Origin of the sequence: Bradyrhizobium sp. 2TAF24 (assembly GCF_052115025.1) — a bacterium.
Lineage (GTDB): Bacteria > Pseudomonadota > Alphaproteobacteria > Rhizobiales > Xanthobacteraceae > Bradyrhizobium_A.
The window spans coordinates 78,545-104,002 of the sequence record NZ_JBFRFW010000006.1 but is presented as its reverse complement, the minus strand read 5'-3'; the positions used below and the strand labels follow the sequence as shown (position 1 = coordinate 104,002).

Below are 25,458 nucleotides of genomic sequence, written 5' to 3'. Positions count from 1 at the left end.
GTAAAACGCACAGCGCTTTTTCTAGCAGCAAACTTGGCCGTGGTGCTGGTGCTGTCGGTCACCCTGCGCTTGCTGGGGGTCGAGCCCTACCTCAATGAACAGGGCCTCAATCTCAACGCTTTGTTCATCTTCGCTGCCGTCTTCGGCTTCGGCGGCGCCTTCATTTCCGTGGCCCTCTCGAAATGGACTGCCAAGAGGGCAGTCGGCGCCCAAGTCATCACCCAGCCGAGCACGCCGACGGAACAATGGCTGGTGCGAACCGTCGCCCGCCAGGCCCAGGCCGCCGGCATCAGGATGCCGGAGGTTGCCGTCTACGAGTCGCCGGAGGTCAACGCTTTCGCCACCGGCATGAACAAGAACGCCTCCCTCATCGCGGTGTCCACCGGGCTGCTGCAGCAGATGAGCCGGGAAGAGGCCGAGGCGGTGCTGGGGCACGAGGTGTCGCACGCCGCCAACGGCGACATGGTGACAATGGCGCTGATCCAAGGCGTGGTGAACACCTTCGTCATGTTCCTGTCCCGGGTCATCGGCCACATGGTGGATCGGGTGGTGTTCAAGACCGAACGCGGCCACGGCCCGGCTTTTTTCGTCACCATGATCGTCGCTGAACTGATGCTGGGCATCCTCGCATCCATCATCGTCGTGTGGTTCTCCCGCCACCGAAAATTCCGCGCCGACCGGGGCGGCGCCGAGCTCGCCGGCCGGCGGCACATGATCGCCGCTCTTCATCGCCTGGCGGCGCTGCACCCGGGCCCTCTTCCCTCGATGAGGTGGTCGTAGGTATCGAATCGAAGACTCGGTTCAAGAGCCAATTGGCCCAGCACGGTCAGCTCCAGTCGTCGCCTCGCGCGGCGGAATAACGCGGTTCCGAGCGCTTCTTTGAGCGTTCCGATCTGGACGCTGATGGTTGGCTGCGCGCGCGACGCTGCCAGTTTTAATGACCCTCCAGAGATAATGCAGCTACCTGTAATTCAACACGACCGGCCATTCCCACCCGCAGTTTTTTTGGATCAAAGCACTACGAATAATCTGCTTTTTTTGATGATCAATTGAGCCCACATTCCGCACATGCTCAGCAATCCGCGCATGGCCAAAGGGACGGGGAGGAACAGACACCATGCGGGCTGACGAACAACGACGGCACAACAGGGCGGTGCCGTCCCGAACCATCAGGACACCCCGCTGGGAGTTGAGAGAATGGCTTTCACCGACGTCATGCTTCCATTGAGCAGCTATCCCGAACCCACCGCAGTTGCGGCGGTCGAGCAAGCGGTCGACTTTGCTGGGGCGCTGGGCGCGAGTATCTCGGCGCTGACTTTCAAAATAGAGATTCCGAATGTCGGCAACGTGCTGGCGAACAAGCTGCTCGACATCCCGGGGATGATTGCGGCCGAGCGGCAGAAAAGTGTGGCGAATGCCCGGGATCTGATCGGTGCGTTCGAAGGCATGGCGACGAAGCGCGGCATTGTACACCCGCCGATCATGGTGTCATGCACCACCTTGCAGATCCCGGGCATCGTGACTGCACGCGCCAGAATGCACGACGTCACGATGATCCCGATCGGCGAGCAGGCAGAGCAACAGCAATATGTCGCCGAGTGCGTGATCTTCGGCTCCGGACGACCGACGATCGTCTTCCCGGAAGTGCCCAAACGTAGCAACTCCCTTTCCCTCGATATCGTCGGCGTGGCGTGGGATTTCAGCCGGCCCGCGGCACGGGCTGTGGCGGATGCCCTCCCGATCCTGCAGCGCGCCAAAACCGTGCGGGTGGTGACGATCACCCCAATAAAAACGATGGACACGAAGAGCTCAGGCGCGGAACTGACGAAGCATCTCGCCTGTCATGGCATCGAAATTGTTCTCGAGGAAGAAGAGGCCGCCGGCCGGACAATCGGGCAGGCTCTCGAAGACTATGCAACCGCGCGCAGCCTCGACCTGCTCGTGATGGGAGCCTACGGGCACTCGCGCATGCGCGACTTCATCCTGGGCGGCGCGACAAAGACCATTGTCGCCAACCCGCCGCTGCCAGTGCTGCTCTCGCATTGAGATGCTGCCTTCACCGCTGCGCAACGGCGAGAACCAGGACGACAACGCCAACAAGAGCCATTGGCGCAATCGCAATTGGGGCCGCTCGCCACCGTCTCAGGCGCTCCCGAAAGGTTCGGGCCCTGCTGGCAATTGAGCATGGACGCAATCTTAGGCCTGTGACGCATTCAACGGGTGCTCCTAAACACCCGAAAAGTAAGGATTACCATGGAACTGCTCGCCGACTTCCTGATCAGCGATTTCCTCGGCAAGTCTGTCTGGCTCTGGTTCGCCTTCCTCGGCATCGTCGGCGCGTTGCTCGCCTTCGACCTCGGCGTTCTTCACAAGCAAGACAAAGAACTCGGTGTCGGCGAAAGCTTGATCTTGTCCGCGTTCTACATCGCGATCGCGCTGGTGTTCGGCGCTTGGCTGTGGTGGTCCATGGGCCCGACCTCGGGCATGGAGTATTTCACGGGCTATGCCCTCGAGAAGGCGCTCTCGATCGACAACGTCTTCGTAATCTCGCTCATCTTCAGCTACTTCGCCATTCCCGCAAAGTACCAATACCGCGCGCTGCTCTGGGGTATCCTCGCGGTGCTGGTCTTGCGCGGCATCATGATCGGGCTCGGCGCGGCGCTCGTGCAGCAGTACGAGTGGGTGCTCTATATCTTCGGCGCCTTCCTGATCGCCACGGGGATCAAGATGCTCGTCATGGGAGAGAGCGAGCAGGACGTGTCGAAGAATCCGATCGTGCGCTTCCTGTCCAAGCGCATGCGTGTCTCGGCCGAGTTGCACGGTTCGCACTTCTTCGTCCGCAAGCTCGATCCGGAGACGGGTAAGCTCGCGCGCTTCGCGACGCCCGTGTTCCTGGCGCTCGTCGTGATCAACATCGCCGACCTCGTGTTCGCGGTCGACTCGGTGCCGGCGATCTTCGCCATCACGACCGACACTTACATCGTGTTCACGGCCAATATCATGGCGATCCTCGGGCTGCGCGCCCTCTATTTCGCCCTCGCCGCCATGGTGCACCGCTTCGAGTATCTGAAATACGCGCTCGCCATCGTCCTCGTCTTCATCGGCGCCAAGATTTTCTGGAACCAGATCGTCGGCAAGGCCGACCCCGCGATCTCGCTCGGCGTGACCTTGTCCCTCATCGCGGGCGGCGTCCTGTTCTCGCTATGGAAAACCCGCACGGCCGCGACAGACGAAGCCGCCATCCACGGCCCGACGTCTCCGCTCCCGGATACCATTGGAACACGGCCCTCCACTCGCCCTGCAGGAGACGATTAATGACCATTGATGTTCCGCCTGCTCTGTCGCGCACATCATTGCACCCTTCGCCGCCCCCGCCTGGTGCATCGATGCCGACACTCATGAAACGTCATCGCCCGCCGCAGCGCGCTCGACGGTAACCCGCAGGATGCCGATAGGCGCGAACCTGCCAGTCCATCACAGGAGAACGATATGATCGATGTGAACAAGCTGTTGACCACCGTGCTGTCGGGAAGCCCGACGACAGGTCAAAGCGGCGTGGAAGGTGCTCAACCGGCCGATCGAGGCGGACGAGCGGGCCTCGGCGATTTCTTCGGTGCCAATGTGGGTGCGCTCGGCACCGGCGCGCTCGCAGGCGGTTTGGCCGGTACGCTCTTGACCTCGAAGCACGCGCGGAAGTTTGCCGGCGGCGCTATGCAAATCGGCGGTGCTGCCCTGCTCGGTGGGCTCGCCTACAAGGCGTACAGCAATTACCGTGCCGGCAAGCCGCTGATACCGCAAAGCGTCAGCGACATGCTTGGTGGCCTCATTCCGGGTCAGGCCGATGCGCCGCAAGAAGCTTCGCGCGGCTTTCTCTCACCTCCGGATGCGATGCCACGGGATGGCACCGTCACTCTCTTGCTACGCGCGATGATCGCTTCGGCTATGGCCGACGGTCGCTTTGACGAAACCGAGCGCGCCCGTCTGGTCGAGCGCGTCGAAGCCAGCGGCCTCTCAAGCGAGGAACGAAGTTATCTTGAGTCCCTGATCGCGCGCCCCGACACACCGGACCAGCTCGCGGCGACCGCGAGAGGTCCAGAGGCGGCCGCACAAGTCTACCTGGCGGCGTTTGTCGCCATCGATGCCGATACACCGACAGAGAGGGCATGGCTCGATGATCTTGCCAGCAAGCTTGAACTTGATCCGGCCCTGCGCAGGAACATCGAGGCCGTCGGCCGCGGATAACTCGAGCAGGCGGCTTGAGCCGCGCGATCGGAGAACTGATGACGCTGAATGCGAACCAACGTTCGAGCTTGAAAGGTCCTTCTGCGCGCCGCTCCCGTGAGGCAGACCGGAAGGTATCCGCGAAGCGCCTCCTGTCCACGATGGTTCGCATCCGAGCTGTCGTCATTCGGGAGAGCCAAACCATTGTGGAGGACTGGACCCCCAAGGTGGCGCGGCGGAGCTTTCTGCCCGGAGCGATCAATCTCGCGCAGTATCTGGCGTTTCGGCGCCATGATTTGAGCGGTCTACAGCATCAGCTCTCGGCGCTTGGACTGACGTCGCTCGGACGGAGTGAGGGACGCGTTATGGCAACACTTGACGCCGTCTGCGCGAGGCTGGCCGAGTTGGCCGGTCAGCCCGCGGTGTCCGATCCCACCCCCTTAGACTTCCTGAACGGAAAGCGAATTTTGAGGCGAGAGCAAGCTAGGATTTTCGGAGACGATCCGCACGGTCCCGGCACGCGGATCATGGTGACCTTGCCGACCAGGGCCGGTCAAGATCGCGCCCTGGTCGCCGATATCATTCGCGCCGGGGCAGATTGCCTGCGCATCAACTGCGCGCATGATGGGCCAGAGATCTGGGCGGCCATGATCGAGAACAGCCGCGCTGCGGCGACCGATCAAGATAGGGGCTGCCGGATCCTCATGGATGTAGCCGGCCCCAAATGCCGGATCGCTGAAGTCTTCGCGCCGAAGAAGACGCGGCTCTACCGCGGTGACCTTCTCCTGTTGGTAGGTCGAATGCCGGCTCAGGTGGAGACTGGCGCCGTCGTCATCCGGATGACGTTCCCGGCGATTCTTGATCAACTTGAGGTCGGAGCACGGATCTTCATCGACGATGGCCGCATCGCAACGCGTGTCGAAAGGCTCGAGCCGGACGGCGCGATGCTTCGCGTCGAGCAGACGCGCAGCAAGGGAGTGAAGCTCAGGCTCAACAAGGGACTGAACTTCCCGGATACCGCGCTCGATCTTCCACCTCTGACCGAGAAGGATTTCCGCGATCTCGATTTCGTTGCAGAGAATGCCGACCTCGTCGGGTTCTCTTTCGTTCAGCGTCCGTCGGACATCACACTTATTCAGCGAGAATTGGCAGCACGACGCGGCGGACGTCCCGTGCAGCCCTTAGTGATCAAGATCGAAACCGCGCTTGCCGTTAGGAGCCTTCCGGGTCTGGTCGTGCAGGGCGCCGGGCAACAGCCACTGGCGGTCATGATCGCGCGAGGAGATCTGGCGGTCGAACTTGGTTTCGAGCGAATCAGCGAAGTCCAAGAGAATATCTTATGGCTCTGCGAGGCAGCCCATGTGCCGGTCATCTGGGCGACCCAGGTCTTGGCCGGCATGGTTGAAGAAGGAGCACCCAGCCGGGCGGAAGTAACCGATGCGGCGATGGCGCAGCGCGCTGAATGCGTGATGCTCAACAAAGGACCATTCATCGTCGAGGCAGTGCGTTTTCTCGACAATGTGCTCCATCGCATGGATCGCCACCATTCGAAGAAGACGGCGAGACTCGAGCCGCTGGCGCTCTGGATCGGACCGAAAGGTGCGCGTTAAACTCGTGAAGCGGGGCGAACGTGACCCTGGTGTGAATGAGATAACGCTCCGTCGACCCGACGACTGGCACGTACACCTTCGGGATGATGCGATGCTGCACATGGCGCTGCCCTGGACGGCGCGCACGTTCGGACGCGCCATCGTCATGCCGAACCTCGATCCACCGTTGAGGACGGCCGCGCGGGCGGCTGCCTATTGCGATCGTATCCGGCGCGTCTTGCCAAGTGGATCCGGATTCGAACCGCTCATGACATGTTTCCTGACCGATGAGACGGAGCCGAAGGACATAGCTCAAGGCTTTGCCGACGGGATCGTCACGGCGGTCAAGATGTACCCGGCGCGCAGCACCACGAAGTCTGCCGCCGGCGTGACAGACGTTCGCCGGGTCTGCCGGGTATTGGGCAGGATGCAGGCCATTGGCATGCTGCTCCTGATACAGGCGGCCGACCAGGAACACAGACGTTTTCGACAGGGAGAAGGCATTATAGACAGGGGTCTTGTTCAGTTGCGAGTGGCGCGCGAGGTCGACCCAAGCGACCCTCGAGCCCAGGCACAACTGGGCGCGACACATTCAATCCGGGACGGTCGCTGCGGCCCGAAGGCCGGCGCAAGTGGAATGACGATGACCACGATTATCGGCGCAAGAAGCGGCGCTCAAGCATGTTCGACCATCCTTGACTAATCCGGCGGACCTAAGCCGAGCCACGAAGACCCCAAAATGAAAGGACAAACCGTGCCCTATCGTCGTTCCCTTCGCCGCTTCTCCAAACGCTCCTGGGAAGACTTCGCAGACGAGGTTCACCGCGCTCAGAACGAGCACCTTATGGAAGGTATCATCGCGGGCTGCGCGCTCGTCGCTTACGCCGATGGCTGGGTGACGGCGGAGGAGCATGATCGGATGCTCGGATTGATCCGCGGCTTCGATCCGATCGCCGCGTTCGGGCTCGACGATGTCATCGCGACCTTCGAAGCGTTGACCAAGCGGTTCGCTACCGACCAGAGGGATGGCGAGGCGGCTGCGTTCGAGGCCGTCGCACGGCTCAAGGGCGCGGCGCGCTACCCCGCGCTGCTGGTCGAGGCCTGCTGCGCGATCGCCGCCGCCGATGGCGGCTTCGATGCCGAGGAGCGCAGAACGGCTATCCGCATCTGCGAGGTGCTTGAGCTCGATCCGGCCGAATTCGATATCGCTGACGCGCCTTAGATCGGCTGTGTCGGCATCAAACGGGTGCTCAACGTCTGAAGGGGCTGACCGGCCGAGCTTTGACGATCACATAAACAGAACGATGCCTTGCAATCTTTGTATTCAACAGAAGGCACGAATTTGTCTACCCTCGGCGCAGATCAGGCTACGAGCTGATTTGGCCTGCTCCGGCATGGATTGCTCGCACCTCAAGACGTTCGGGCTGGTCGTTTTCGGCACACAATCAAGCCGCAGGACCCCTGGGCGTACCTAACGCAGGGGTAAAATCGTGGACGATCATTCTGAAGGAGCTGGAAAGAGCCGAAAAGGACTGCCGAGCCGGCATACGACGGTAGGTCCCGAGCGCGCGCCGCATCGCTCGTTTCTGTACGCCATGGGCCTGTCCCAGCGCGAGATTTCCCAACCGTTCGTTGGCGTCGTAACGACCTGGAATGAGGCGGCTCCCTGCAACATCTCGCTGTCCCGCCAGGCGCAGGCGGTCAAGAAGGGCGTAGCGGCGGCCGGCGGCACGCCGCGCGAGTTCACCACAATCACCGTGACCGACGGCATCGCGATGGGCCATGCCGGCATGAAGGCGTCGCTGGTCAGCCGGGAAGTCATCGCCGACTCGGTCGAACTCTCCGTTCGCGGTCATTGCTACGACGCCCTCGTCGGGGTCGCCGGCTGCGACAAGACCCTGCCGGGACTTATGATGGCGATGCTGCGCCTCAACGTCCCCTCGGTATTCCTCTACGGCGGCTCGATCCTGCCGGGACGGTTCCGCGGAAAGGACGTGACGGTGCTCGACGTGTTTGAGGCGGTCGGAGCCAACGCCGCTGGAACTATGAGTGATGCGGACCTCGCCGAGCTGGAGATGGTCGCATGCCCATCAGCAGGTTCGTGCGGTGGTCAGTATACCGCCAACAGCATGGCCTATGTGTCGGAGGCGATCGGTCTCGCCCTGCCGGGTTCGGCCAGCACGCCTGCGCCTTACGAGTCGCGTGACCGCTTCGCGGACGCGTCCGGTCGCGCGGTGATGGCACTCCTCGAACGGGGCCTCAGGCCGCGCGACATCGTCACGCGCCAGTCACTCGAGAATGCAGCGGCGGTCGTGGCGGCGACGGGGGGATCGACCAACACCGCGCTGCACCTGCCCGCCATGGCGCACGAGGCCGGCATCGCCTTTGATATTTTCGATGTCGCCGCGGTGTTCCGGCGCACGCCGCTGATCGCCGATCTGAAACCCGGCGGACGCTATCTCGCCAAGGACGTGCACGACATTGGCGGCGTGCCGGTGGTGCTGAAAGCCCTCCTCGACGGCGGCTTCCTGCACGGGGATTGTCTGACCGTGACCGGCCGCACCCTGGCCGAGAATTTGGAAGGCGTGCGTGTGCCTGACAATCAGGACGTCGTCCGCCTGGCAACGCAGCCGCTGTCGCCGACCGGCGGCCTGGTCGGCCTTTCCGGAAATCTTGCGCCTGAAGGGGCGATCGTAAAGGTGGCGGGCCTGCGCACGCTTGTCTTCAGCGGTCCGGCGCGCGTGTTTGACCGGGAGGAGGACGCCTTCGCAGCTGTCATGCAGCGGCGCTACCAGGCGGGCGAGGTGCTGGTGATCCGCTATGAGGGGCCGCGGGGCGGGCCCGGCATGCGCGAGATGCTGTCCACCACCTCGGCCATTTATGGCCAGGGCATGGGCGAGGACGTGGCCTTGATCACCGATGGCCGCTTCTCGGGCGCGACGCGCGGCCTATGCGTCGGTCATGTCGGCCCGGAAGCCGCGGTCGGCGGTCCAATCGCGCTAATCGAGGATGGCGATGTGATTGACATCGACGCGGAGCGAGGGACGCTCTCGCTCCGCCTCGATCCCGACGCGCTGGCGGCGCGCCGCGAGCGGTGGCAGCCGCGCCGGCATGCCTTCCAGTCGGGGGCGCTGTGGCGTTACGCTCAGACGGTCGGACCGGCGGGCAAGGGGGCGGTGACCCATCCCGGCGCGGCGGCGGAAGAGCATGTCTATGCGGATATCTGATCCAGGCGCCGGAGCCACGACTAGGGAATCGTCGACCGCGCAACGCCTGGTCCTTCGCCAGCCCGACGATTGGCACGTGCATCTGCGCGACGGCGCGATGCTCGCGGCCGTGGTCAACGAGACCGCCCGTCAGTTCGCCAGGGCAATCATCATGCCGAACCTCGATCCGCCGGTGACGACGGTGGCCGCGGCGCAAGCGTATCGCACCCGCATTCAGGCAGCCGTCGCGCCGGGCCTCGCCTTCACGCCGTTGATGACGGCCTATCTGACCGACGACATCGACCCGGCGGAAATCGAGCGCGGCTTCAAGTCGGGCGTATTCACCGCGGCCAAGCTCTACCCTGCGCATGCGACCACCAACGCCGCGCACGGTGTGACGGACGTGGCTCGCATCGCCCCTGTGCTGAAGGTGATGCAGCGCCTGGGGATGCCGTTGCTGCTGCACGGCGAAGTTACGGACCACGACGTCGATGTTTTCGACCGCGAAGCCGTCTTCATCGACCGTGTGCTTGCGAAGGTCGTCGCAGGCTTCCCCGCTCTCAAGATCGTCCTCGAACACATCACCACCGCCGAAGCCGTGGCCTTCGTCGAGGCCGCCGGGCCGAACGTCGGCGCCACGATCACGCCACACCACCTGATAATCAATCGCAACGCGATGTTCGAGGGCGGCATCAGACCGCATCTCTACTGCCTGCCGGTGGCGAAGCGGGAGCGGCATCGTCTGGCGCTGCGCCGCGCGGCGACCTCGGGAAATCCGAAGTTCTTCCTCGGCACCGATTCAGCGCCGCACGCGGTCCGTGACAAAGAGTCCGCCTGCGGCTGCGCCGGCATCTTCAACGCGCCCGTCGCCCTGCAGAGTTACGCAACGGTGTTTGATGAGGAAGGGGCGCTGGACCGGTTCGAAGGGTTCGCGTCCGAAAATGGCGCCCGCTTCTACGGCCTCCCGCTCAACGCAGGCTCGATCGTCCTTGAACGGACACAATGGCGGGCGCCATCGGTCTTCGCCGCTGCTGGCGACCAAGTCGTGCCGTTCCAGGCCGGCGCGTCCATGGCCTGGACGTATCGGGGATCGATCGATGCGCCGACATGAGCGAGCCGCGATTGATGAACGACGTCCTTACGCAGGTCGTAGCGCCGTTCTCGCTACCATGCATCGCAAGGAAGAGGCGATCGCGCCGGCCCTGAACGCGACCCTTGATCTGGCCGTAGTACCCGCGTCCGGTCTCGATACCGATCAACTCGGGACGTTCTCGGGCGAAATCGCCCGGCAGGGGACGATGCTCGAGGTTGCGGTGCGTAAGGCGAGGCTGGGCATGCGCGGCGCTGGATTACCGCTTGGGCTCGCCAGCGAAGGCTCGTTCGGTCCTCATCCGGCGATCCCGTTCTTCGCCGCGGGCATGGAGCTCCTGGTGTTCATCGATGACGAGAGGGGGATCGTCGTCAGCGAAAGCCTCATCGCCGACGCGACCAACTTCGGCCATCTCGTCGTCTCGCCAGGCGACGCCCTGGACGCGTTCCTCGAAAGGGTCGGCTTCCCGAGCCACGCCCTGATCGTGCGGGCGAATGAGGGTCCGGTGACAGCCGCTCTCGCCAAAGGCATCACCGACCGGGAAAGCCTCGCGCGCGCGATCGCGACGGCCGCTGCCGCATCCTCGGATCGCCGTGCCCGGCTCGAGACCGACATGCGCGCCCACCTCAATCCGACGCGAATGAAGAGCCTCGCGGCGCTGTCGGATCGCCTCGCTCGCCGGCTCGTGACACCGTGCCCTGCGTGTGCCGCGCCCGGCTTCGGCCGTACGGGGTCGCGGGTCGGATTGACGTGCGAGGCCTGCGGCACACCCACCGAGATGGTGCTCGCCGAGGAATACGGCTGTTCGGCGTGCGGTTGTCGTGAGGAACGGCCTCGGTCCGACGGGTTGCTTCGTGCGCCGGCGCAGTATTGCCCGGAGTGCAATCCATGAGGCAGCGGCCGGCTTGTTCCGATTCCAAATCGTCGTCGCGGCGTGATGCTGCTCGGACGGCGTGGTGCAAAGGGCGGACGTGGTGGCCGGCTTTGGTCAGGACTGCCGAAGCCCGAACTTCACCGCCGGTCCCGGTGGACTGTCCCTCGTGACCGACGGTCTGCGAGCTCACGACGCGGCGCTGGAGCGACTGCGCGCGCTGCACCCGCAGCTGATCGATTTGTCGCTTGTTCGCATGGAACGTCTCTGCGCGAAATTGGGAGGCCCTGAGCGTCGTCTGCCACCGGTGATTCATGTGGCGGGGACCAACGGCAAAGGCTCGACCATCGCGTTCCTGCGCGCCATCGCTGAAGCTGGCGGCTTGCGCACGCACGTCTACACCTCACCGCACCTCGTCCGTTTCGCGGAGCGGATCCGGCTGGCCGGGGAACTGATTTCGGAGGAGCATCTGGCCGAGGTGCTGGCGCGGATTGAAACGGCGAACGAGGGAGAGCCGATCACATTCTTCGAGATCACGACGGCGGCGGCGTTGCTGGCGTTCGCGGAGACCCCCGCTGATCTCTGCCTTGTCGAGGTGGGTCTGGGCGGGCGTTATGACGCAACGAACGTCATCGAGCGTCCGGCGATCACGGCCATCGCGCCGGTCGCCTTGGACCACTGCGAGTTTCTTGGCGAGACGATCGCGGAGATCGCTGGGGAAAAGGCCGGCATCATCAAACCCGGCGTTTCCTGCTTTTCCGCTCGCCAGGTCGAGGGCGCCTCGGTCGTCATCAGGCAAGCGGCGGAGAGCGCGCGAGCGCCGCTCATGCTGGCTGGCCGGGACTTCGATTCAAGGACGGAAGGCGACCGCATCCGCTATCAGGACTCTGCTGGCGTCATGGCCTTGCCCCGCGGTCGTCTGGTGGGCGCGCATCAGGTCGCCAACGCCGGGCTCGCGATCGCCGTGGCCCGCAAGTTCGGCCTGCCGGACGCCGCCTTGGAGGACGGACTGAGACGCGCCTCGTGGCCCGCCCGGATGCAGTCCTTGACGGCGGGGCCGCTGGCCACACGAGCGGCAGCACGAGGGGCCGATCTCTGGCTCGATGGCGCCCACAATCCGCATGCGTTTGAATCGCTAGCCCGATCGCTCCGCGACCTCAGAGCGAGCGACGGGCGGCCATTGGCGGTCATTCTCGGCGTCCTCGCCAACAAAGACCTTGAAGGCATCTTCGCGGCGTTGTGTTCGATCGCTCCCCTAAAGCTGTTCCTGGTGGGATTTGATGCGACCGCGGCGGCCGATCGGGCGATCCTGTTGGACGTGGCGCGGCGTGCGGGCCTTTACGCGGAGGTTCGGCCGGACGTTTCGTCGGCTCTCGATTTGGCGCTTTCGGACGCCGGACCGCCACCGCATGTGGTCATCTCCGGCTCGCTCTATCTCGCCGGAGAAGTCTTGGCGATGGACCTGGAAACCTGGCCGAGGTGAAAAGGCTGACGCCGCCGCAGCTGCACCGACCGAAACAGCGGAATCATTTTCCGTTCGCCGCCCGCGTGAGCAACTCCCCGAGCAAGGGATTCGGAAAGCGGCGTTTCTGGGTGATCGCGTAGAACGTCTCGCTGAGGTTCGGGACCGGACAGACCTCGACGAGCAGGCCGGCGGCGAGCTCGTCGCGCACCACGATCGGCGGCACGAGCGCCAGTCCATCGCTGTCGCGAGCCAGTAGCCGCAACATCGCCATGTCGTCCACTTCGGCAAAAACAATAGGGCGCACACCGGCGAGTTCGAGGATCCGATCGAAACCGATGCGGATCTCGCTGTCGAGACTCGGTAACAGGATGGGCTGCGACCGCAGGTCGTCCGGGAAACGGAATGCAAAAGGTTCAGCACTGGGTCGCCTGACAATCGCGACCGGCTGCTGAGCAAGCAGATGGCTGCGAAGATCGGACCGCGCATCGTGCTGTGGCGCGCTGTTGGCGAGCACGACATCGATCGTATGCGTTTCCAGCTGGGCGAGGAGGTCGCGCATGGCGCCCGAGCGGATGATCAGTTCGACGTCGGCCCGACCCACGAGCGGGCTCAGGAACTCCAGTTGGAAGTTGCGGGAGAGCGTGGTCAACGCGCCCACCCGGAACGCCTGCCGCCGATCCACCGGCCGCCCTTTCATCGTGCTCACCAGCTCGTCTCCGGCCTGGAAGACGGTGTCTGCATAGTCGAGGGCGATCCGACCGGCCTCCGTGAGCACGAGGCGCTTGCCGGTTCGGTCGAACAGCGGATGGCCGAGCTGCAGCTCGAGCTTGCCGAGCTGCACCGAGAGGGCCGATTGCGAGAGATTCAGCCGATCGGCAGCGCGGGTGAGGCTGCCCTCATGCGCGATGGCCCAGAAATAGCGCAGGTGGTGATAGTTGAGGGTTGCCATCGCATGGTTTTACAGAAACGAACTAAGTGCTGCAATCTTTGTATTATTAAGAACCCGCACGTGGCGGTAATTGATAGGTCGCTTCTCGCTGGAGACGACCATGACGCCGAACCTGACCTGGTGCCTCGCTCTCGGACCATTCGCGCTCGCCGTCGCCGGAATGGCGACCGGGAGCGTCAAGTCGGGTCAGCGACGGGTCGGCGGCGGCGCCGCCTGGATCGCCGGCTTCGCCCTGGCGCTGGCCGTCGCCGCGGGTGTCTGCGTCGCGGTCAATAGCCCCCTGGTGACCGGCACGGTCGGGGTCGCCGGTGTCGGCCTGGGATTCTACGTCGATACCTTGGCGGCGATCATGTTCGCGCTGGTCGCCTTCGTCGGCCTGATCGTCGTCCTGTATAGCCGCAATTATCTGGACGGCGACCGCGGGCAGGCCCGCTTCACGAAGTGGCTGTGTCTGACGCTCGCGGCGGTGCTGCTGCTGATCATCTCGGGCAATCTGTTCCAATTCGCGCTGGCCTGGATCGCGACCAGCCTCGGGCTCAACAAGCTGCTGTTGTTCTATCCGGAGCGTCAGGCAGCGGTGCTCGCGGCTCGCAAGAAATTCCTCGCGAGCCGGCTCGGCGATCTCTGCCTGATCGCGGCGACGGTGCTGCTCCATCAGGCTTTCGGCAGTCTCGACTATGCGGTCCTCTTCGCGGGCGCGGAGGCGATGCGCGTCGGCGGAGACATTCCCGCTGCGATCCACGCGGTCGCGGTGTTCCTGGTGATCGCAGCGCTGCTCAAGTCGGCGCAGTTCCCGCTGCATGGCTGGCTCACCGAGGTGATGGAGACACCGACGCCTGTGTCGGCGCTCCTCCACGCCGGCGTGATCAACGCTGGCGGCTTCCTCGTGCTGCGTTTCGCCGGCGTCATCTCGCTCTCGTCGCCATCGATGGAAATCTTGGTCATCGTTGGCGGCGTCACCGCGCTGTTCGGGTCGGTCGTCATGCTAACCCAGACCAGCGTCAAGGTTTCGCTGGCCTATTCGACCATCGCCCAGATGGGCTTCATGATGCTGCAATGCGGCCTCGGCGCGTTCGCCGCCGCGCTGCTGCACATCGTCGCCCACTCGCTCTACAAGGCTCACGCCTTCCTCTCGTCGGGCAGCGTCATCGACCTGGCGCGGGCGTCGTGGTCGCCGAGCCCCGGCGGTCAGCCGCACCCGGCCCGGATGGCGATGATCGTCGGCCTGGTCCTGGCCGCGGCTTTGGTCGTGGGGACGCTGTTCGGCGCGACGATCACCGCGCAACCCGGCGTGTTCGCGCTCGGCGCGGTGGTAATGCTGGGTCTCGCGCACCTCATCACCCAGGCCTTCGACGAACGGCCGAGTCTCTATGTCGTCGGCCGGACGGTCGCGCTCGCACTCGTGGTGTCGCTCGCCTATTTCGGACTCCAGTGGGCGGTGGAGCATGTGCTCGCCGGGTCCTTGCCCCCGGTGCAGGCGCTTCGCGGCCCCCTCGACCTCGTCATCGTCGTCCTGGTCGTCCTAGCGTTCGCGGCGGTGACCGTCTTCCAGAGCGTCTTGCCGGGCAAGGCGGACGCGCCGCGCTGGCAGGCGGCCTACGTCCACCTTGCCAACGGCCTCTACGTCAACACGCTCGCCAACCGGCTGGTGCTGCGGTTCTGGCCAAGCCCGCCGCCGCCCCCCGCGATCGTTCCTTCGACCCCTGTCAGCGGAGTTCCCTCATGAGCCATGCCGTCGCCGTCGCGATCGACCCGCCGAGACGGGCGCAAGATGCGGAGCCATTGGCCAACCCGCCACGCCCGGCGATCGACGCCGCCATCGACCGGGCGTGCAATAAGATCGCGCCGCTTTGGCCGCTCAAGCACTTCGTCGCGGTCAATCCGTTTCTCGGCTTCAGCGACCAGAGCTTTTCGGCGACGTGCGCGACGCTGCGCCGGGTCGCCGGCGTCGACATGCTGATGCCGCGTACATTCTACCGCGAAGCGCTGGCGGCCGGAAGGATCGAGGATCGCGATCTGGAGGCGGCGATCGCCGCGACGTCCGGTCATGCGGCGCTGGCGAGCGATGCCGCCGCGCTGCGCCAGTCAGCCACGCGAGATCGGGTGACAAAGAGGCCGACGGCGGTGGTCGCGACCGTCGCCGAGGTTCTCGACGGCCTAGCGGCTGGGGACCGTCAGGCCTCGCGCACGGCCTTCATGATCGACGAGATCTCGAAGTGGTGCGCCGCCTATTTCGACGAAGGTCAGGCCGCCTGGAAACTGCCGTCGCGGGTGCTGCCGCCCTACGCTGCCTGGCGCGCGGCGATGCGCTTCGACCGCAACCCCGAAACGATGGGGATCAAGGGTTTCCGCAAGGCCGTCGCGGCCATGCCGGACGACCCCCGCGAGGCGATCGCCGCGGTCGTCAGCGCGCTCGGCATCCCCGAGCGCGCGGTCGAGGATTATCTGCACCGCGCGCTGATCGATATCGGCGGCTGGGCCGCTTATGCGCGCTACCGCGTCCGGGACAACGCGCTCTACGGGCGCGATGACGACACGCTGGTGCAGCTGCTGGCGATCCGGGTGGTGTGGGGCTATGCGCTGTTCCTCGAACGCGCCGACCCGGATTTTAGGGCGGCATGGTCGAAGGCGATGGCAGAGGCCACCGCGCTGCCGGAGGACGAGCGCCTTGGCGACGATCCGGAGCTGGTCGTCGATCTGATGCTGCACGAAGCCTATGAGGCCGGGTATCAGCGCCAGTTACTGGCGCGGCTCGGGCAGCACCTCGCATCCCCCGTGCCCTCAAAGGCTGTGCGCAAGGCGTTCCAGGCGGCGTTCTGCATCGACGTGCGCTCCGAGGTCTATCGGCGCGCGCTCGAGACGGTCTGCCCCGACGCCGAGACGATCGGCTTCGCCGGCTTCTTCGGCTTCCCAATCGAATATGTGCCGATCGGCCGCGACACCGGCGGCGCGCAATGCCCGGTGCTGCTGAAGCCCGCCTTCGTCGTCTGCGAGGCGGTCGCCGGCGCTTCCGAGCCCGAGGAGGCGGAGATCCTCAACCGGCGCCTGCTGCGCCGCCGCGCGGCGAAGGCGTGGAAGGCGTTCAAGCTCTCGGCGGTGTCTTCCTTCACCTATGTCGAGACGGCGGGGTTGCTGTTCGCCGGCAAGCTCGTCGGCGACAGCGCGCGCCTGACCCGGACGGTCAGCGACCCCAATACCGATGGCCTCGACGAGAGCGTCATCGATCGGGTGGGCCCGCGTCTGGATCCCCGCGCGGTGGCTGGCCGGCTCACCGGCTTCGACGACGCGCAGCGTGTCGCCATGGCCGAGGCCGTCCTGCGCGCGATGTCGATGACGCAAGACTTTGCGCGCCTGGTCCTGCTCACCGGGCACGGCAGCACGACCGTCAACAATCCCCATGCCTCGGGGCTCGATTGCGGCGCGTGCGGCGGCCACACCGGCGAGGCGAACGCACGGGTCGCCGCCGCCATCCTCAACGATCCGGGCGTGCGCAGAGGTCTCGCCGGCAAGGGAATCGATATCCCCGAGGACACCTGGTTCCTGGGCTGCCTGCACGACACCACAACCGACGAGGTCCGCATCTTCGACGCGGACGATCTCCCCGCGTCCCACGCCGCCGATCTCGCCGCTCTGCGCAGGGCGCTGGCGAAGGCTTCGTCGCTGGCGCGCGCCGAACGCGCGCTGGGGCTCGGAATCGACAAGACCAGGGACGTTGATCGTGCGGTGAAGGCGCGTAGCCGCGACTGGGCGCAGGTCCGTCCCGAATGGGGGCTCGCGGGCAACGCCGCCTTCATCGCCGCGCCGCGGTCACGGACGCGCGGGCTCGATCTCGGCGGTCGCGCCTTCCTGCACGACTATGACTGGCGCAAGGACGACGGGTTCGGCGTGCTCGAGCTGATCATGACCGCGCCGATGGTCGTCGCGAGCTGGATCAACCTGCAATATTACGGCTCGACGGTGAACAACCGCGCCTTCGGCAGCGGCAACAAGGTGCTGCACAATGTGGTCGGGCAGCTGGGGGTGCTGGAGGGCAATTCCGGCGACCTCAAGGTGGGATTGCCGTGGCAGTCGGTTCACGACGGTGAGCGCTTCGTGCACGAGCCGCTGCGGCTCAACGTCTTCATCGCAGCCCCCGAGGACGCGATCAACGGCGTCATCGAGAAGCACGCGAGCGTTCGTCATCTCGTCGATAACGGCTGGGTTCACCTCTTCGTTCTTGCCGACGAAGGCCGGATGATCCGCCGCTACGTCGGCGGTCTTCAATGGGAAGCCGCCGCATGACCGCAAGGCTGTCCCACCTCGCTCGACTGGAATCGGAGGCGATCCACATCCTGCGAGAAGCCGTCGCCGAAGCGCGCAAGCCGGTGATGCTGTTCTCGGCCGGCAAGGACTCGACCGTGCTCGCCCACCTCGCCTTGCGCGCGTTCTTCCCAGGAAGGCCTCCGTTCCCGCTGCTCCACATCGACTCCACCTGGGAGTTCCGGTCGCTGCTCGACTTCCGCGACGGCTTCGCGCGCGAGCATGGGTTCGTGCTGATCGTCCATGCCAACGAGGCGGGTCGCGCCGCCGGCCTCAACCCCTTCGATCATGGCGACCGCTATACGCTGGAGATGCGCACCGAGCCGCTCAAAGCCGCGCTCGACCAGGGCGGCTATGACTTTATCTTCGGCGGGGCGCGCCGCGACGAAGAGAAGTCGCGGGCCAAGGAGCGGGTATTTTCAGTTCGGAGCGCCGGCCATGTCTGGGATCCGCGCCAACAGCGGCCCGAGCTCTGGAATCTCTACAACACCCGGCTCGGCAAGGATCAGTCGGCGCGGGTATTCCCGCTGTCGAACTGGACCGAGACGGACGTCTGGACCTATGCGCTCGTCCATGACATCGCGCTGGCGCCGCTGTATTTCGCCGCGCCCCGGCCGGTTGTCGAGAGGGGCGGCGGGCTGATCGTCGTCGATGACGAACCCCGCATCCGGCTGCTGGCCGGCGAAACCGTCCAAACCAAGACTGTGCGTTTTCGGACGCTTGGCTGCTGGCCGGTAACGGCTGCGGTCGAATCCGAAGCGGCGGACCTCCGCTCCGTCGTGCAGGAGACGATGGCGGCGACCGGGTCGGAACGGCAGGGCCGGATCAGCGACGGCGAGGACGGCGGCTCGCTCGAACAGAAAAAGCGCGAGGGGTATTTCTAGCCATGTCGGCTGCTCCACGCCCCTACGACCACGAACTGGCGGTGCTCGCGACGATGCACGCCAAGGAGCGGGTGATCGCGCCGTTGCTGGAGCGCGCGCTTGGCCTGCGGGTCAGGGTGAGCAATGGCATCGATACCGACCGCTTCGGCACCTTCAGCCGGGACGTCGAGCGGACCGGCTCGCAGCTCGATGCGGCGCGGGCCAAGATCGCGGCAGCGTTCGCGGACACGCCCGATGCCCAGGTGGCGTTGGCCAGCGAAGGCACTTTCGGTCCGCACCCGTATATTCCATTCCTCCCGCTTGCCCGTGAAATCGTCGTTCTCGCCGACCGCGCCTCCGGCCTCGAACTGATCGGGCATCATGCGAGTCCGACCACGAACTTCAGCCATGCGGTTGTGTCGGACGTGGGTGCGGCACGCGCTTTCGCGGAGCGCGCGCAGTTCCCTGAGCACGGCGTGATCGTCATGGGCGTCATCGACGGCCAGCCGGCGCCGGCCCGCGCCCTGATCAAGGATATCCGGAACACGGAAGACCTCGAATACGCCGTGACGAAGGTCATCGGGATGTGCGGCGCCGCTTTTGTCGAGACCGACATGCGCGCGCATCGTAATCCGACGCGCATGCGCGCCATCAAGCGCGCGACCCTCGATCTGGTCCGCCGGTTCCGCAGCCCGTGTCCAGTTTGCGCAGCGCCCGGGTTCGCCGTGACCGAACGCCTCGCCGGTCTGCCTTGTTCATGGTGCGGCGGGCCGACCTTGGCGATCAGGGCGGAGGTGCTGTCGTGCTCGGCCTGTGGCCACCGGATCGAGAATTTGGTGCCACCAACAACCGCGGATCCTGGGCAATGCAGCGACTGCAACCCGTGACGCATGGACCGGGGAAAGGAGGTTCGAATGGGCATATCCGAGCTGTCCGGTGATGAGCTGAGCGAGGCTGAGCGACAGATCGAATGGGTATTGGCGCACCCAGGCATGAGCGGGTGGCTTAAGGGCGCGTTGCGGACGGCCCTACATCAGGACCCGGTGCACCTTCTGAATGATCTGGAGATCCTAGGTTTGCTCTTAAGAGCGAGATCGCAAGCAGTCATCGACCAGGCGCTGCGCAATCCTCGACGTCCGTTTTGATCATGCTTCATGTCCAGGCGGAAATCTCAACAAGACGCCAATTGTCAGTTCGGCGCTTAACCGGTGCGCGCGGTAACTATGGCTATTGAGTTCAAGCATCTCCGTTATGCCGAAACGGCAGAACGCTGTGGCAGCTTTCGCAAAGCGGCGGATTTGCTCGGCCTCAAACAGTCGAATCTCAGTCGAAGGGTCAAGCATCTGGAGGAGCAACTTGGGATCAAGTTGTTCGAGCGGACCAATGGCGGAGTGGAGCCGACCGCGGCAGGCCGGGATTTTCTTTGCGGTGTTAGGCGGGTTCTCGATGAATTGCAGATTGTAATTGATGGAACCAAGGCCGTCGGCCGCGGCGAGGCCGGATATCTAACAGTCGGCTTCTACACCTCTCTCTCGGCCGGCAATCTCAGGGCGAGTCTCATCGAGTACGGGCGCCGCTTTCCTCAGGTCGAGATAAGCACAATCGAAGGATCACGTTCGCGCTTGTTTGATGGAATTCAGATTGGCACCATTGATATTGCTGTCGTCACAGGGGAGCCCGCCTCGGATTGCAATCGTTCGATGGTCTTGTGGAGTGAGCGCGTCATCGTCGCTTTACCCGAGGACCATCCGCTGGCCGCGAACGAGATTATCTATTGGACGGACCTGAAACGCGAACGCTTCTTGCTGAGCGAGCGCGATCCCGGCCCGGAGATCCAAGACATACTCGTGGCAAAGCTGTCTTCGCCCGGCGACCTGCCTGACGTCGTTCGGCATGATGTCAGTCCCGAGAATATCAAGAGCCTGGTCGGCACCGGTCGCGGCGTCAGCTTGATGTGTGAGGCCTGCATGGGCGCCAGCTATGCCGGGGTCGTCTACCGCGAAGCGCGCGACGGCAACGGCTCGACCCGGATCGGCTATCGCGCCTATTGGCGAGACGGCAACGAGAATCCGGCGCTCCGAAACTTCATTCGCCTTTTGGAGGAACGCTGCCCGCCGGTCGCGGGCGGGAACCCTGGCGCATCTTCGCAAACCCGCGATCCGTCGCCATGAAGCGCGCGACCATCGGCGCGACCAGTTTGGCGGGCTCAACATCTTGCCCAGTCTCGCGGCCCAGGATCTCCGCATAGGCAAGGAGATCGCGGTGGAGAGCAGCGGGCAGCTCCACCGAAATCTTTACGGGCTTGTCGTCTTCGAGCGGTCCGAGCTTTAGCTTGCCCATCGGTTAGCCTCCATAGGGTTCGAGCACCAGGTCACGCGTAACGATCACGCGCACGAGGAAGCCCGGCCGGATCGTGAGCGTCGGCGCGACGTTGAGCTGGCGGCGCACGATCTGCTGGCCCGCATCATTAATGGTGTCCTGCCCGCCGTTTCGGATCGCTTGGATCAGGCGGTTGTCGTCATTGGTGGCAAGCTCGGCGCCGACGCTCAGCAGTGTCGAGAGGCCCGCCGCCTTCGCGAGATCCCACCAATGGTAATCGACGCCATCTTTAAGGCCCGCATAGCCCTCGACGTCTGCGCCCGGCTGACGCTCGAGCACAACGGAGCGTCCGTTCGGGAAGATCAGCCGGTTCCAGACCAAGAGTACGCGGCTCTGACCGAACTGAACGCTGTTGTTGTATTGACCGATCACGCGTGTGCCTTGGGGCACCAGAAGAACGCGGCCCGTTGGGCTGTCGTAGATATTCTCCGTCACCTGCGCCGTGATCTGGCCTGGAAGATCCGAGTGGATGCCCGTGATGAGCGCCGCTGCGATCACGGCGCCTGCCTGAAGGATGTAAGGCGACGCGGGCGCGGCGACGCGATCCGGCGCGACTGTGCGCCGATCGGCGGCCGCATTGAGGAATGCGAGCTGCCGATCCTGGGCCGATGGCGTGGCGGGTGGCGGCGCGAGGCCGAGGCCAGTGAGGTCCGGCGCCGGTGGCGGCGCGATCGTCGCGCCGCCGGGGCTCGTCGAAGCCATAGGCCGATTCTCGGTACCGCTGAAAAGCCTGCTGACGCGGGCCGTTTCGATCTCCTGCAGGCGCCGTTGCTCCTCCGCGCTGAGGCCGGGATTGGGCTGGTTCGGCAACGGCTGGCCACGATTTTGTGCGCCTAGGATGGGTCGCCCAAGGTCGCCGGGAAGCGGCGGACCCAATTGGGGAACACTGCTGTAATCGCGCGGCAATCCGGCAAGGCCGTCAGCGGTCGAGCGATTGTCGGTCGAATAGAGTTCTTCGGCGGACTTGCCGCCGTCGCGTGATTGGAGCGCATAGATGAGCGCGCCGCCAATGCCCACGCTCGCGACGAGACCGATGCCGGCCAGCACCTTGCGTGAGAGCCGCGTAACGCGCGGCGCTTCGGCACGCAGCCGCATCGGGGCGGCCGCATCGCTGGCCGACCCGGTCAGCGGTGCCTCGTCTTCCTCTTTCCGGGGTTCGGGCTCACTCACGACGCCGGCCTCCCATCGGTGCGGACGATCCGGACGCGCTTCTGGCGGTCGCCGGCGCCGAAGCGCAGCTCGGCGGCGGCGAACAGCCGGTCGACGATCATGTAGTTGGCGCGGACGCGGTAATTCACGAGCTCGGAGGTGTTGCCCTCTGGACCGACGACGAACAGCGGCGGCATCTCGCCCTGGCCGATCCCGCGTGGGAACTCGATGAAGACCTGCCGGCCGTCATCGTAGGCGCGCAGTGGTCGCCACGGCGCACGGTCGCCTTCGATCGCATATCGGAAGTTGATGTTGGCGAGGTCGATGCCGGTGGCGACCGGGCTGGCGGCCTCGGCTTGTGCGTTCTGGCGCCGCAGGGCGATGAGCTGGTCCTGCGGATACTGCCAGGACACCGACGCCATATAGGTGCGTTCGGTCGAGCGCAGCTCCATGTGGTAGGTGCGCAGATTGGTGTTGATGATGAGATTGGTCATCAGCTCGGCGCGGGTCGGCTTCACCAGGATGTGGACTTGGCTGGTCGCGCCCGAGCCGCTCACCGTGTCGCCGATAATCCAGCGAACAGTGTCGCCGGCAGCGACCGGCCCGGAGCCGACCAGTTGCTCGCCCGGCTGAAGCGCGATGTCGGTGATCTGGCCGACCGCGGTGTAGACCTGATAGAGCGCGCCGCCCGTATAGGGATACACCTGCATGGCGTTGATGAAGCCGTCGCGGACCGGCTGCACGCGCGCGGCGGCGTTGGCCTGATTGACGCGCGCGGTCGGATCGGTGGGTTCGGGTGTGCCGCGGGATGGTTCGACAGGCTTCATCTGACCAGGAAGCGGCAGAGGTCGCGGCAGCTCGACCACCCGCACGGGAGCAGGAGGATCGGCGCTCAGGGCCGCCGGCACCGCATCATCATAAGAGATCTCCGGCGGCCTGTTCGCTGTGGCGCAGCCGGCGAGCGCCGATGTCCACAGGAGGAGAACCGCAAATGCGGAAGTGCGAGAAGCCGGGTTTCCAGCTTTACGGATAGACGGCTTCATTGCCCAAGCTCCCGTGACCAGTTGATGGCATTGACGTAGATTCCGAGCGGGTTGGCGCGCAGCCGATCGGCGTTGCGAGGCACCTGCACGACGATGGTGAGGATGGCGGTCCAACGGGTCGTCTCGGCGAGCTGGCCGTTCTCGTAGCGGCGTTCGACCCAGGCGACGCGGAAGCTGTCGGGCGACGCCCGGATAACGCTGGAGACGTCGACAGCGATCTGCTGTCGACCGACCTTGGCGAAAGGGTCGTTCGACCGCGCGTAGTCGTTGAGCGCCATCGCGCCGCGATCGGTCGTGAAATCGTATGCGCGTAGCCAATTCTGCCGGACGATGATGGCGTCGGACGGAATCGAGCGGACCTGCTCGATGAAGCGCGCGAGATGAAAGGCGATCTGGGGATCGGTCGGGCGATAATCGGCGACCGCTGGCGCCACGGCCTGCGCCTGGCCGAGCTTGTCGACCTGCACGACCCAGGGCACGATCGTGCCGCGGGCCGATTGCCAGACCAGCGCCGCCGCGAAGCTGGCGGACAGAAGCAGCGAACCGAACGCCATGAAGCGCCAGTTCTTCGCCTGGACGCGCGCGGTGCCGATGCGCTCGTCCCAGACCTGGGCGGCGCGCTGATAAGGTGTCTCGGGTTCTGGCGCTTTGCCGTAGTGAGTAGAAGGTCGTTTGAACATCAGCGGTCGCCTCCGGAGAGATTGATGGAAGAGCCGCCGCCGTGGCTGTCGCCGCTGCGCACGGCATGGGCGGCCGCGGTCACACCGTGGCTCAAGGCCTGAGAGCGCTTCATCCGCTGGGCCCACGCCGGCGGCCCGTCAGCCGCCGCGGACGGCGCAGCCTCGGACGCGCTCGCGCCGACCGAACCCATGGTCGATGTGCCGCCGGTCGCCGCGAACGCGGATTTGGCGCCTTCTGAGAAGCTCGACTTCATGCTGTCTGCTGCCTTGGAGGCCGTGCGGCGCAGCGGTGAGGTGGCGGCCGCGCCAGCGGCGCGAGCAACGCCACCGAGTCCGGACCCGACGGCGGACGCGCCCGACTGGCCGGCAGCGCCGAGGCTGTAGGCCGTCGAGGCGCCACCGGCCAGGGCCGCTCCCCCTCGAGCGGCAGCGGCAGTTCCGGAAAGCGCAGCGGCGCCGCCGCGCAGGGCCATTCCACCAGCCGCGCCGGCCGCGACCAGAGCCCCGCCCGCGGCGAGCCCGGTTCCGACCGCCGCGCCGGCGCCGAGCTGCGGACCGCCGGAGACGAGGCCGTTGGCGATGCCAGGGCCGAAGATCCCGAGTCCGAGCAGCGAGAGCGCGGCGAGCACGATCGCCATCGCCTGATCGATCGTCGGCGCCTCAGTGCCGAAGCCGGCGGTGAACTGGGAGAACAAGGTTGAGCCGATGCCGATGATGACGGCGAGGACCAGCACCTTGATGCCGCTTGAGATGACGTTGCCGAGAACGCGTTCGGCCATGAACGCCGATTTGCCGAACAGCCCGAACGGGATCAGCACGAAGCCGGCGAGCGTCGTCAGCTTGAACTCGATCAGGGTAACGAAGAGCTGGACGGCGAGAATGAAGAAGGCAAGCAGCACCAGAACCCAGGCGAACAGCAGGCAGACGATCTGGATGAAATTCTCGAAGAAGGCGATCCAGCCCATCAGATTCGAGATGGAATCGAGCAGCGGCCGACCGGCGTCGAGCCCGGTCTGCGCAACACGGCCGGGGCGCATGAGATCTTCGACGGTGAACCCCGTGCCCGAAGCTTTCAGGCCGAGCCCGGCGAAGCTCTCAAAGACGATGCGTGCAAGATTGTTCCAGTTGCCGATGATGTAGGCGAAGACGCCGACGAACAGCGTCTTCTTGACCAGTCGCGCCATGATGTCGTCGTCGGCGCCCCAGCTCCAAAACAGGGCGGCCAACGTCACGTCGATGACGATCAGCGTCGTGGCTATGAACGCCACCTCGCCGCCGAGCAGGCCGAAACCGCTGTCGATGTAGCGGGTGAAGACCTCTAGGAATTGGTCGATGACGCCGGTGCCGCCCATGGATCACCGCCCGTCGTCATGCTGCGGCGGCGTCCGCGTTGGTGCGGGCGCAATGCCGAGGAATCGGTCGCGTGTTTCGGCCCAGGTTCGCAGGCATTCGGCATCGCGCACGGCGGCCTCGCCAAGCAGTTGGCACCGCCGCTGCGCTTCGCGCAGAGGATCCACCGGCGTGTCTTCGCTTGGTCGCGACGCCTGGGCGGGCGGTTCTTCCTCTTTCCGGGTCATCTCGATCGCCGTCGCAGCGATGGCGACGGCGACGAAGACGACGGCGCCAAGGCGCGCCATGAGCTTGCCGTCCATGA

24 protein-coding genes and 1 pseudogene are annotated in these 25,458 nt (G+C 65.1%); 17 read left to right on the top strand and 8 right to left on the bottom strand.

The annotated features are described in order from the left end of the window. Positions 1-12: 12 nt before the first annotated feature. A pseudogene (gene htpX, locus AB4Z37_RS11560) lies at positions 13-780 on the top strand (protease HtpX); the annotation flags it as partial. Here the strand turns inward: htpX and AB4Z37_RS11555 are convergent. Continuing rightward, entirely contained in the window at positions 726-932 is a 207-nt protein-coding gene (locus tag AB4Z37_RS11555; protein WP_441517047.1) for a LysR family transcriptional regulator, read from the bottom strand. The pseudogene htpX and the gene AB4Z37_RS11555 overlap by 55 nt on opposite strands. A gap of 265 nt (positions 933-1,197) precedes the next feature. Here AB4Z37_RS11555 and AB4Z37_RS11550 point away from each other — a divergent pair, with 265 nt between their 5' ends. The 10 genes from AB4Z37_RS11550 to AB4Z37_RS11505 all read left to right on the top strand — a co-directional run bounded on the left by AB4Z37_RS11550 (position 1,198) and on the right by AB4Z37_RS11505 (position 12,460). Continuing rightward, positions 1,198-2,046 carry a universal stress protein gene (locus tag AB4Z37_RS11550; RefSeq protein WP_441516872.1) on the top strand — a complete coding sequence of 283 codons (849 nt, stop codon included), beginning with the start codon at positions 1,198-1,200 and terminating at the stop codon, positions 2,044-2,046. Positions 2,047-2,253: 207 nt separating this feature from the next. Further along, positions 2,254-3,315 carry a TerC family protein gene (locus tag AB4Z37_RS11545; protein WP_441516871.1) on the top strand — a complete coding sequence of 354 codons (1,062 nt, stop codon included), beginning with the start codon at positions 2,254-2,256 and terminating at the stop codon, positions 3,313-3,315. 174 nt (positions 3,316-3,489) lie between these two features. Continuing rightward, positions 3,490-4,242: a tellurite resistance TerB family protein gene (locus AB4Z37_RS11540; RefSeq protein ID WP_441516870.1), complete on the top strand. Its 753-nt coding sequence runs from the start codon at positions 3,490-3,492 to the stop codon at positions 4,240-4,242. A gap of 38 nt (positions 4,243-4,280) precedes the next feature. Further along, positions 4,281-5,831 carry a pyruvate kinase gene (locus tag AB4Z37_RS11535; RefSeq protein WP_441516869.1) on the top strand — a complete coding sequence of 517 codons (1,551 nt, stop codon included), beginning with the start codon at positions 4,281-4,283 and terminating at the stop codon, positions 5,829-5,831. Positions 5,832-5,922: 91 nt separating this feature from the next. Continuing rightward, entirely contained in the window at positions 5,923-6,513 is a 591-nt protein-coding gene (locus AB4Z37_RS11530) for a hypothetical protein (protein WP_441516868.1), read from the top strand. Positions 6,514-6,654: 141 nt separating this feature from the next. Beyond that, on the top strand, positions 6,655-7,032 hold the full coding sequence (locus tag AB4Z37_RS11525; RefSeq protein ID WP_441516867.1) for a tellurite resistance TerB family protein: 378 nt from the start codon (positions 6,655-6,657) through the stop codon (positions 7,030-7,032). Between the two features lie 268 nt (positions 7,033-7,300). Then, positions 7,301-9,037, top strand: coding sequence for a dihydroxy-acid dehydratase (ilvD, locus tag AB4Z37_RS11520; protein WP_441516866.1), 1,737 nt, complete (start codon positions 7,301-7,303; stop codon positions 9,035-9,037). After that, on the top strand, positions 9,024-10,127 hold the full coding sequence (pyrC, locus tag AB4Z37_RS11515; protein WP_441516865.1) for a dihydroorotase: 1,104 nt from the start codon (positions 9,024-9,026) through the stop codon (positions 10,125-10,127). The genes ilvD and pyrC overlap by 14 nt, the downstream gene beginning before the upstream one ends. A gap of 58 nt (positions 10,128-10,185) precedes the next feature. Then, positions 10,186-10,998, top strand: a complete 813-nt coding sequence (locus tag AB4Z37_RS11510) for a DUF6671 family protein (RefSeq protein ID WP_441516864.1) — start codon at positions 10,186-10,188, stop codon at positions 10,996-10,998. A 160-nt stretch (positions 10,999-11,158) separates the two neighbouring features. Then, positions 11,159-12,460 (top strand): bifunctional folylpolyglutamate synthase/dihydrofolate synthase, encoded by a 1,302-nt coding sequence (locus AB4Z37_RS11505; RefSeq protein WP_441517046.1) that lies wholly within the window; start codon positions 11,159-11,161, stop codon positions 12,458-12,460. Between the two features lie 43 nt (positions 12,461-12,503). Here the strand turns inward: AB4Z37_RS11505 and AB4Z37_RS11500 are convergent, their stop codons facing one another. Beyond that, the gene (locus AB4Z37_RS11500) at positions 12,504-13,391 is read right to left on the bottom strand and encodes a LysR family transcriptional regulator (protein WP_441516863.1); all 888 of its coding nucleotides are present in this window, start codon (positions 13,389-13,391) and stop codon (positions 12,504-12,506) included. Between the two features lie 100 nt (positions 13,392-13,491). On the opposite strand from AB4Z37_RS11500, the gene AB4Z37_RS11495 reads away from it, so the two are divergent. The 6 genes from AB4Z37_RS11495 (at position 13,492) to AB4Z37_RS11470 (ending at position 20,724) form a co-directional block, all read left to right on the top strand. Further along, positions 13,492-15,117 (top strand): NADH-quinone oxidoreductase subunit L, encoded by a 1,626-nt coding sequence (locus tag AB4Z37_RS11495; protein WP_441516862.1) that lies wholly within the window; start codon positions 13,492-13,494, stop codon positions 15,115-15,117. Further along, on the top strand, positions 15,114-17,672 hold the full coding sequence (locus AB4Z37_RS11490; protein ID WP_441517045.1) for a YbcC family protein: 2,559 nt from the start codon (positions 15,114-15,116) through the stop codon (positions 17,670-17,672). The genes AB4Z37_RS11495 and AB4Z37_RS11490 overlap by 4 nt, the downstream gene beginning before the upstream one ends. Next, positions 17,669-18,574, top strand: coding sequence for a sulfate adenylyltransferase subunit CysD (cysD, locus tag AB4Z37_RS11485; RefSeq protein WP_441516861.1), 906 nt, complete (start codon positions 17,669-17,671; stop codon positions 18,572-18,574). The genes AB4Z37_RS11490 and cysD overlap by 4 nt, the downstream gene beginning before the upstream one ends. A 2-nt stretch (positions 18,575-18,576) precedes the next feature. After that, complete coding sequence (locus AB4Z37_RS11480; protein WP_441516860.1) at positions 18,577-19,440, top strand: DUF6671 family protein; 864 nt, start codon at positions 18,577-18,579, stop codon at positions 19,438-19,440. Positions 19,441-19,467: 27 nt separating this feature from the next. Next, complete coding sequence (locus tag AB4Z37_RS11475) at positions 19,468-19,698, top strand: hypothetical protein (protein WP_441516859.1); 231 nt, start codon at positions 19,468-19,470, stop codon at positions 19,696-19,698. 78 nt (positions 19,699-19,776) lie between these two features. Next, positions 19,777-20,724 carry a LysR family transcriptional regulator gene (locus tag AB4Z37_RS11470; protein ID WP_441516858.1) on the top strand — a complete coding sequence of 316 codons (948 nt, stop codon included), beginning with the start codon at positions 19,777-19,779 and terminating at the stop codon, positions 20,722-20,724. Here AB4Z37_RS11470 and AB4Z37_RS11465 read toward each other — a convergent pair. From AB4Z37_RS11465 to trbK-alt, 6 genes are read right to left on the bottom strand one after another with little or no spacing between them, the layout of a single operon-like run. Continuing rightward, entirely contained in the window at positions 20,639-20,893 is a 255-nt protein-coding gene (locus tag AB4Z37_RS11465) for a DUF2274 domain-containing protein (protein ID WP_441516857.1), read from the bottom strand. The two genes, AB4Z37_RS11470 and AB4Z37_RS11465, sit on opposite strands and share 86 nt — an antisense overlap. Before the next feature lie 3 nt (positions 20,894-20,896). Continuing rightward, positions 20,897-22,102 (bottom strand): TrbI/VirB10 family protein, encoded by a 1,206-nt coding sequence (locus AB4Z37_RS11460; protein ID WP_441516856.1) that lies wholly within the window; start codon positions 22,100-22,102, stop codon positions 20,897-20,899. Beyond that, on the bottom strand, positions 22,099-23,124 hold the full coding sequence (gene trbG / locus AB4Z37_RS11455) for a P-type conjugative transfer protein TrbG (protein WP_441516855.1): 1,026 nt from the start codon (positions 23,122-23,124) through the stop codon (positions 22,099-22,101). Before trbG ends, AB4Z37_RS11460 begins: the two co-directional genes overlap by 4 nt. Further along, positions 23,121-23,804 (bottom strand): conjugal transfer protein TrbF, encoded by a 684-nt coding sequence (gene trbF / locus AB4Z37_RS11450; protein WP_441516854.1) that lies wholly within the window; start codon positions 23,802-23,804, stop codon positions 23,121-23,123. Before trbF ends, trbG begins: the two co-directional genes overlap by 4 nt. Beyond that, positions 23,804-25,156 (bottom strand): P-type conjugative transfer protein TrbL, encoded by a 1,353-nt coding sequence (gene trbL, locus AB4Z37_RS11445; RefSeq protein ID WP_441516853.1) that lies wholly within the window; start codon positions 25,154-25,156, stop codon positions 23,804-23,806. Before trbL ends, trbF begins: the two co-directional genes overlap by 1 nt. A 3-nt stretch (positions 25,157-25,159) precedes the next feature. After that, positions 25,160-25,456 (bottom strand): putative entry exclusion protein TrbK-alt, encoded by a 297-nt coding sequence (trbK-alt, locus tag AB4Z37_RS11440; RefSeq protein ID WP_441516852.1) that lies wholly within the window; start codon positions 25,454-25,456, stop codon positions 25,160-25,162. Between the last annotated feature and the right edge of the window lie 2 nt (positions 25,457-25,458).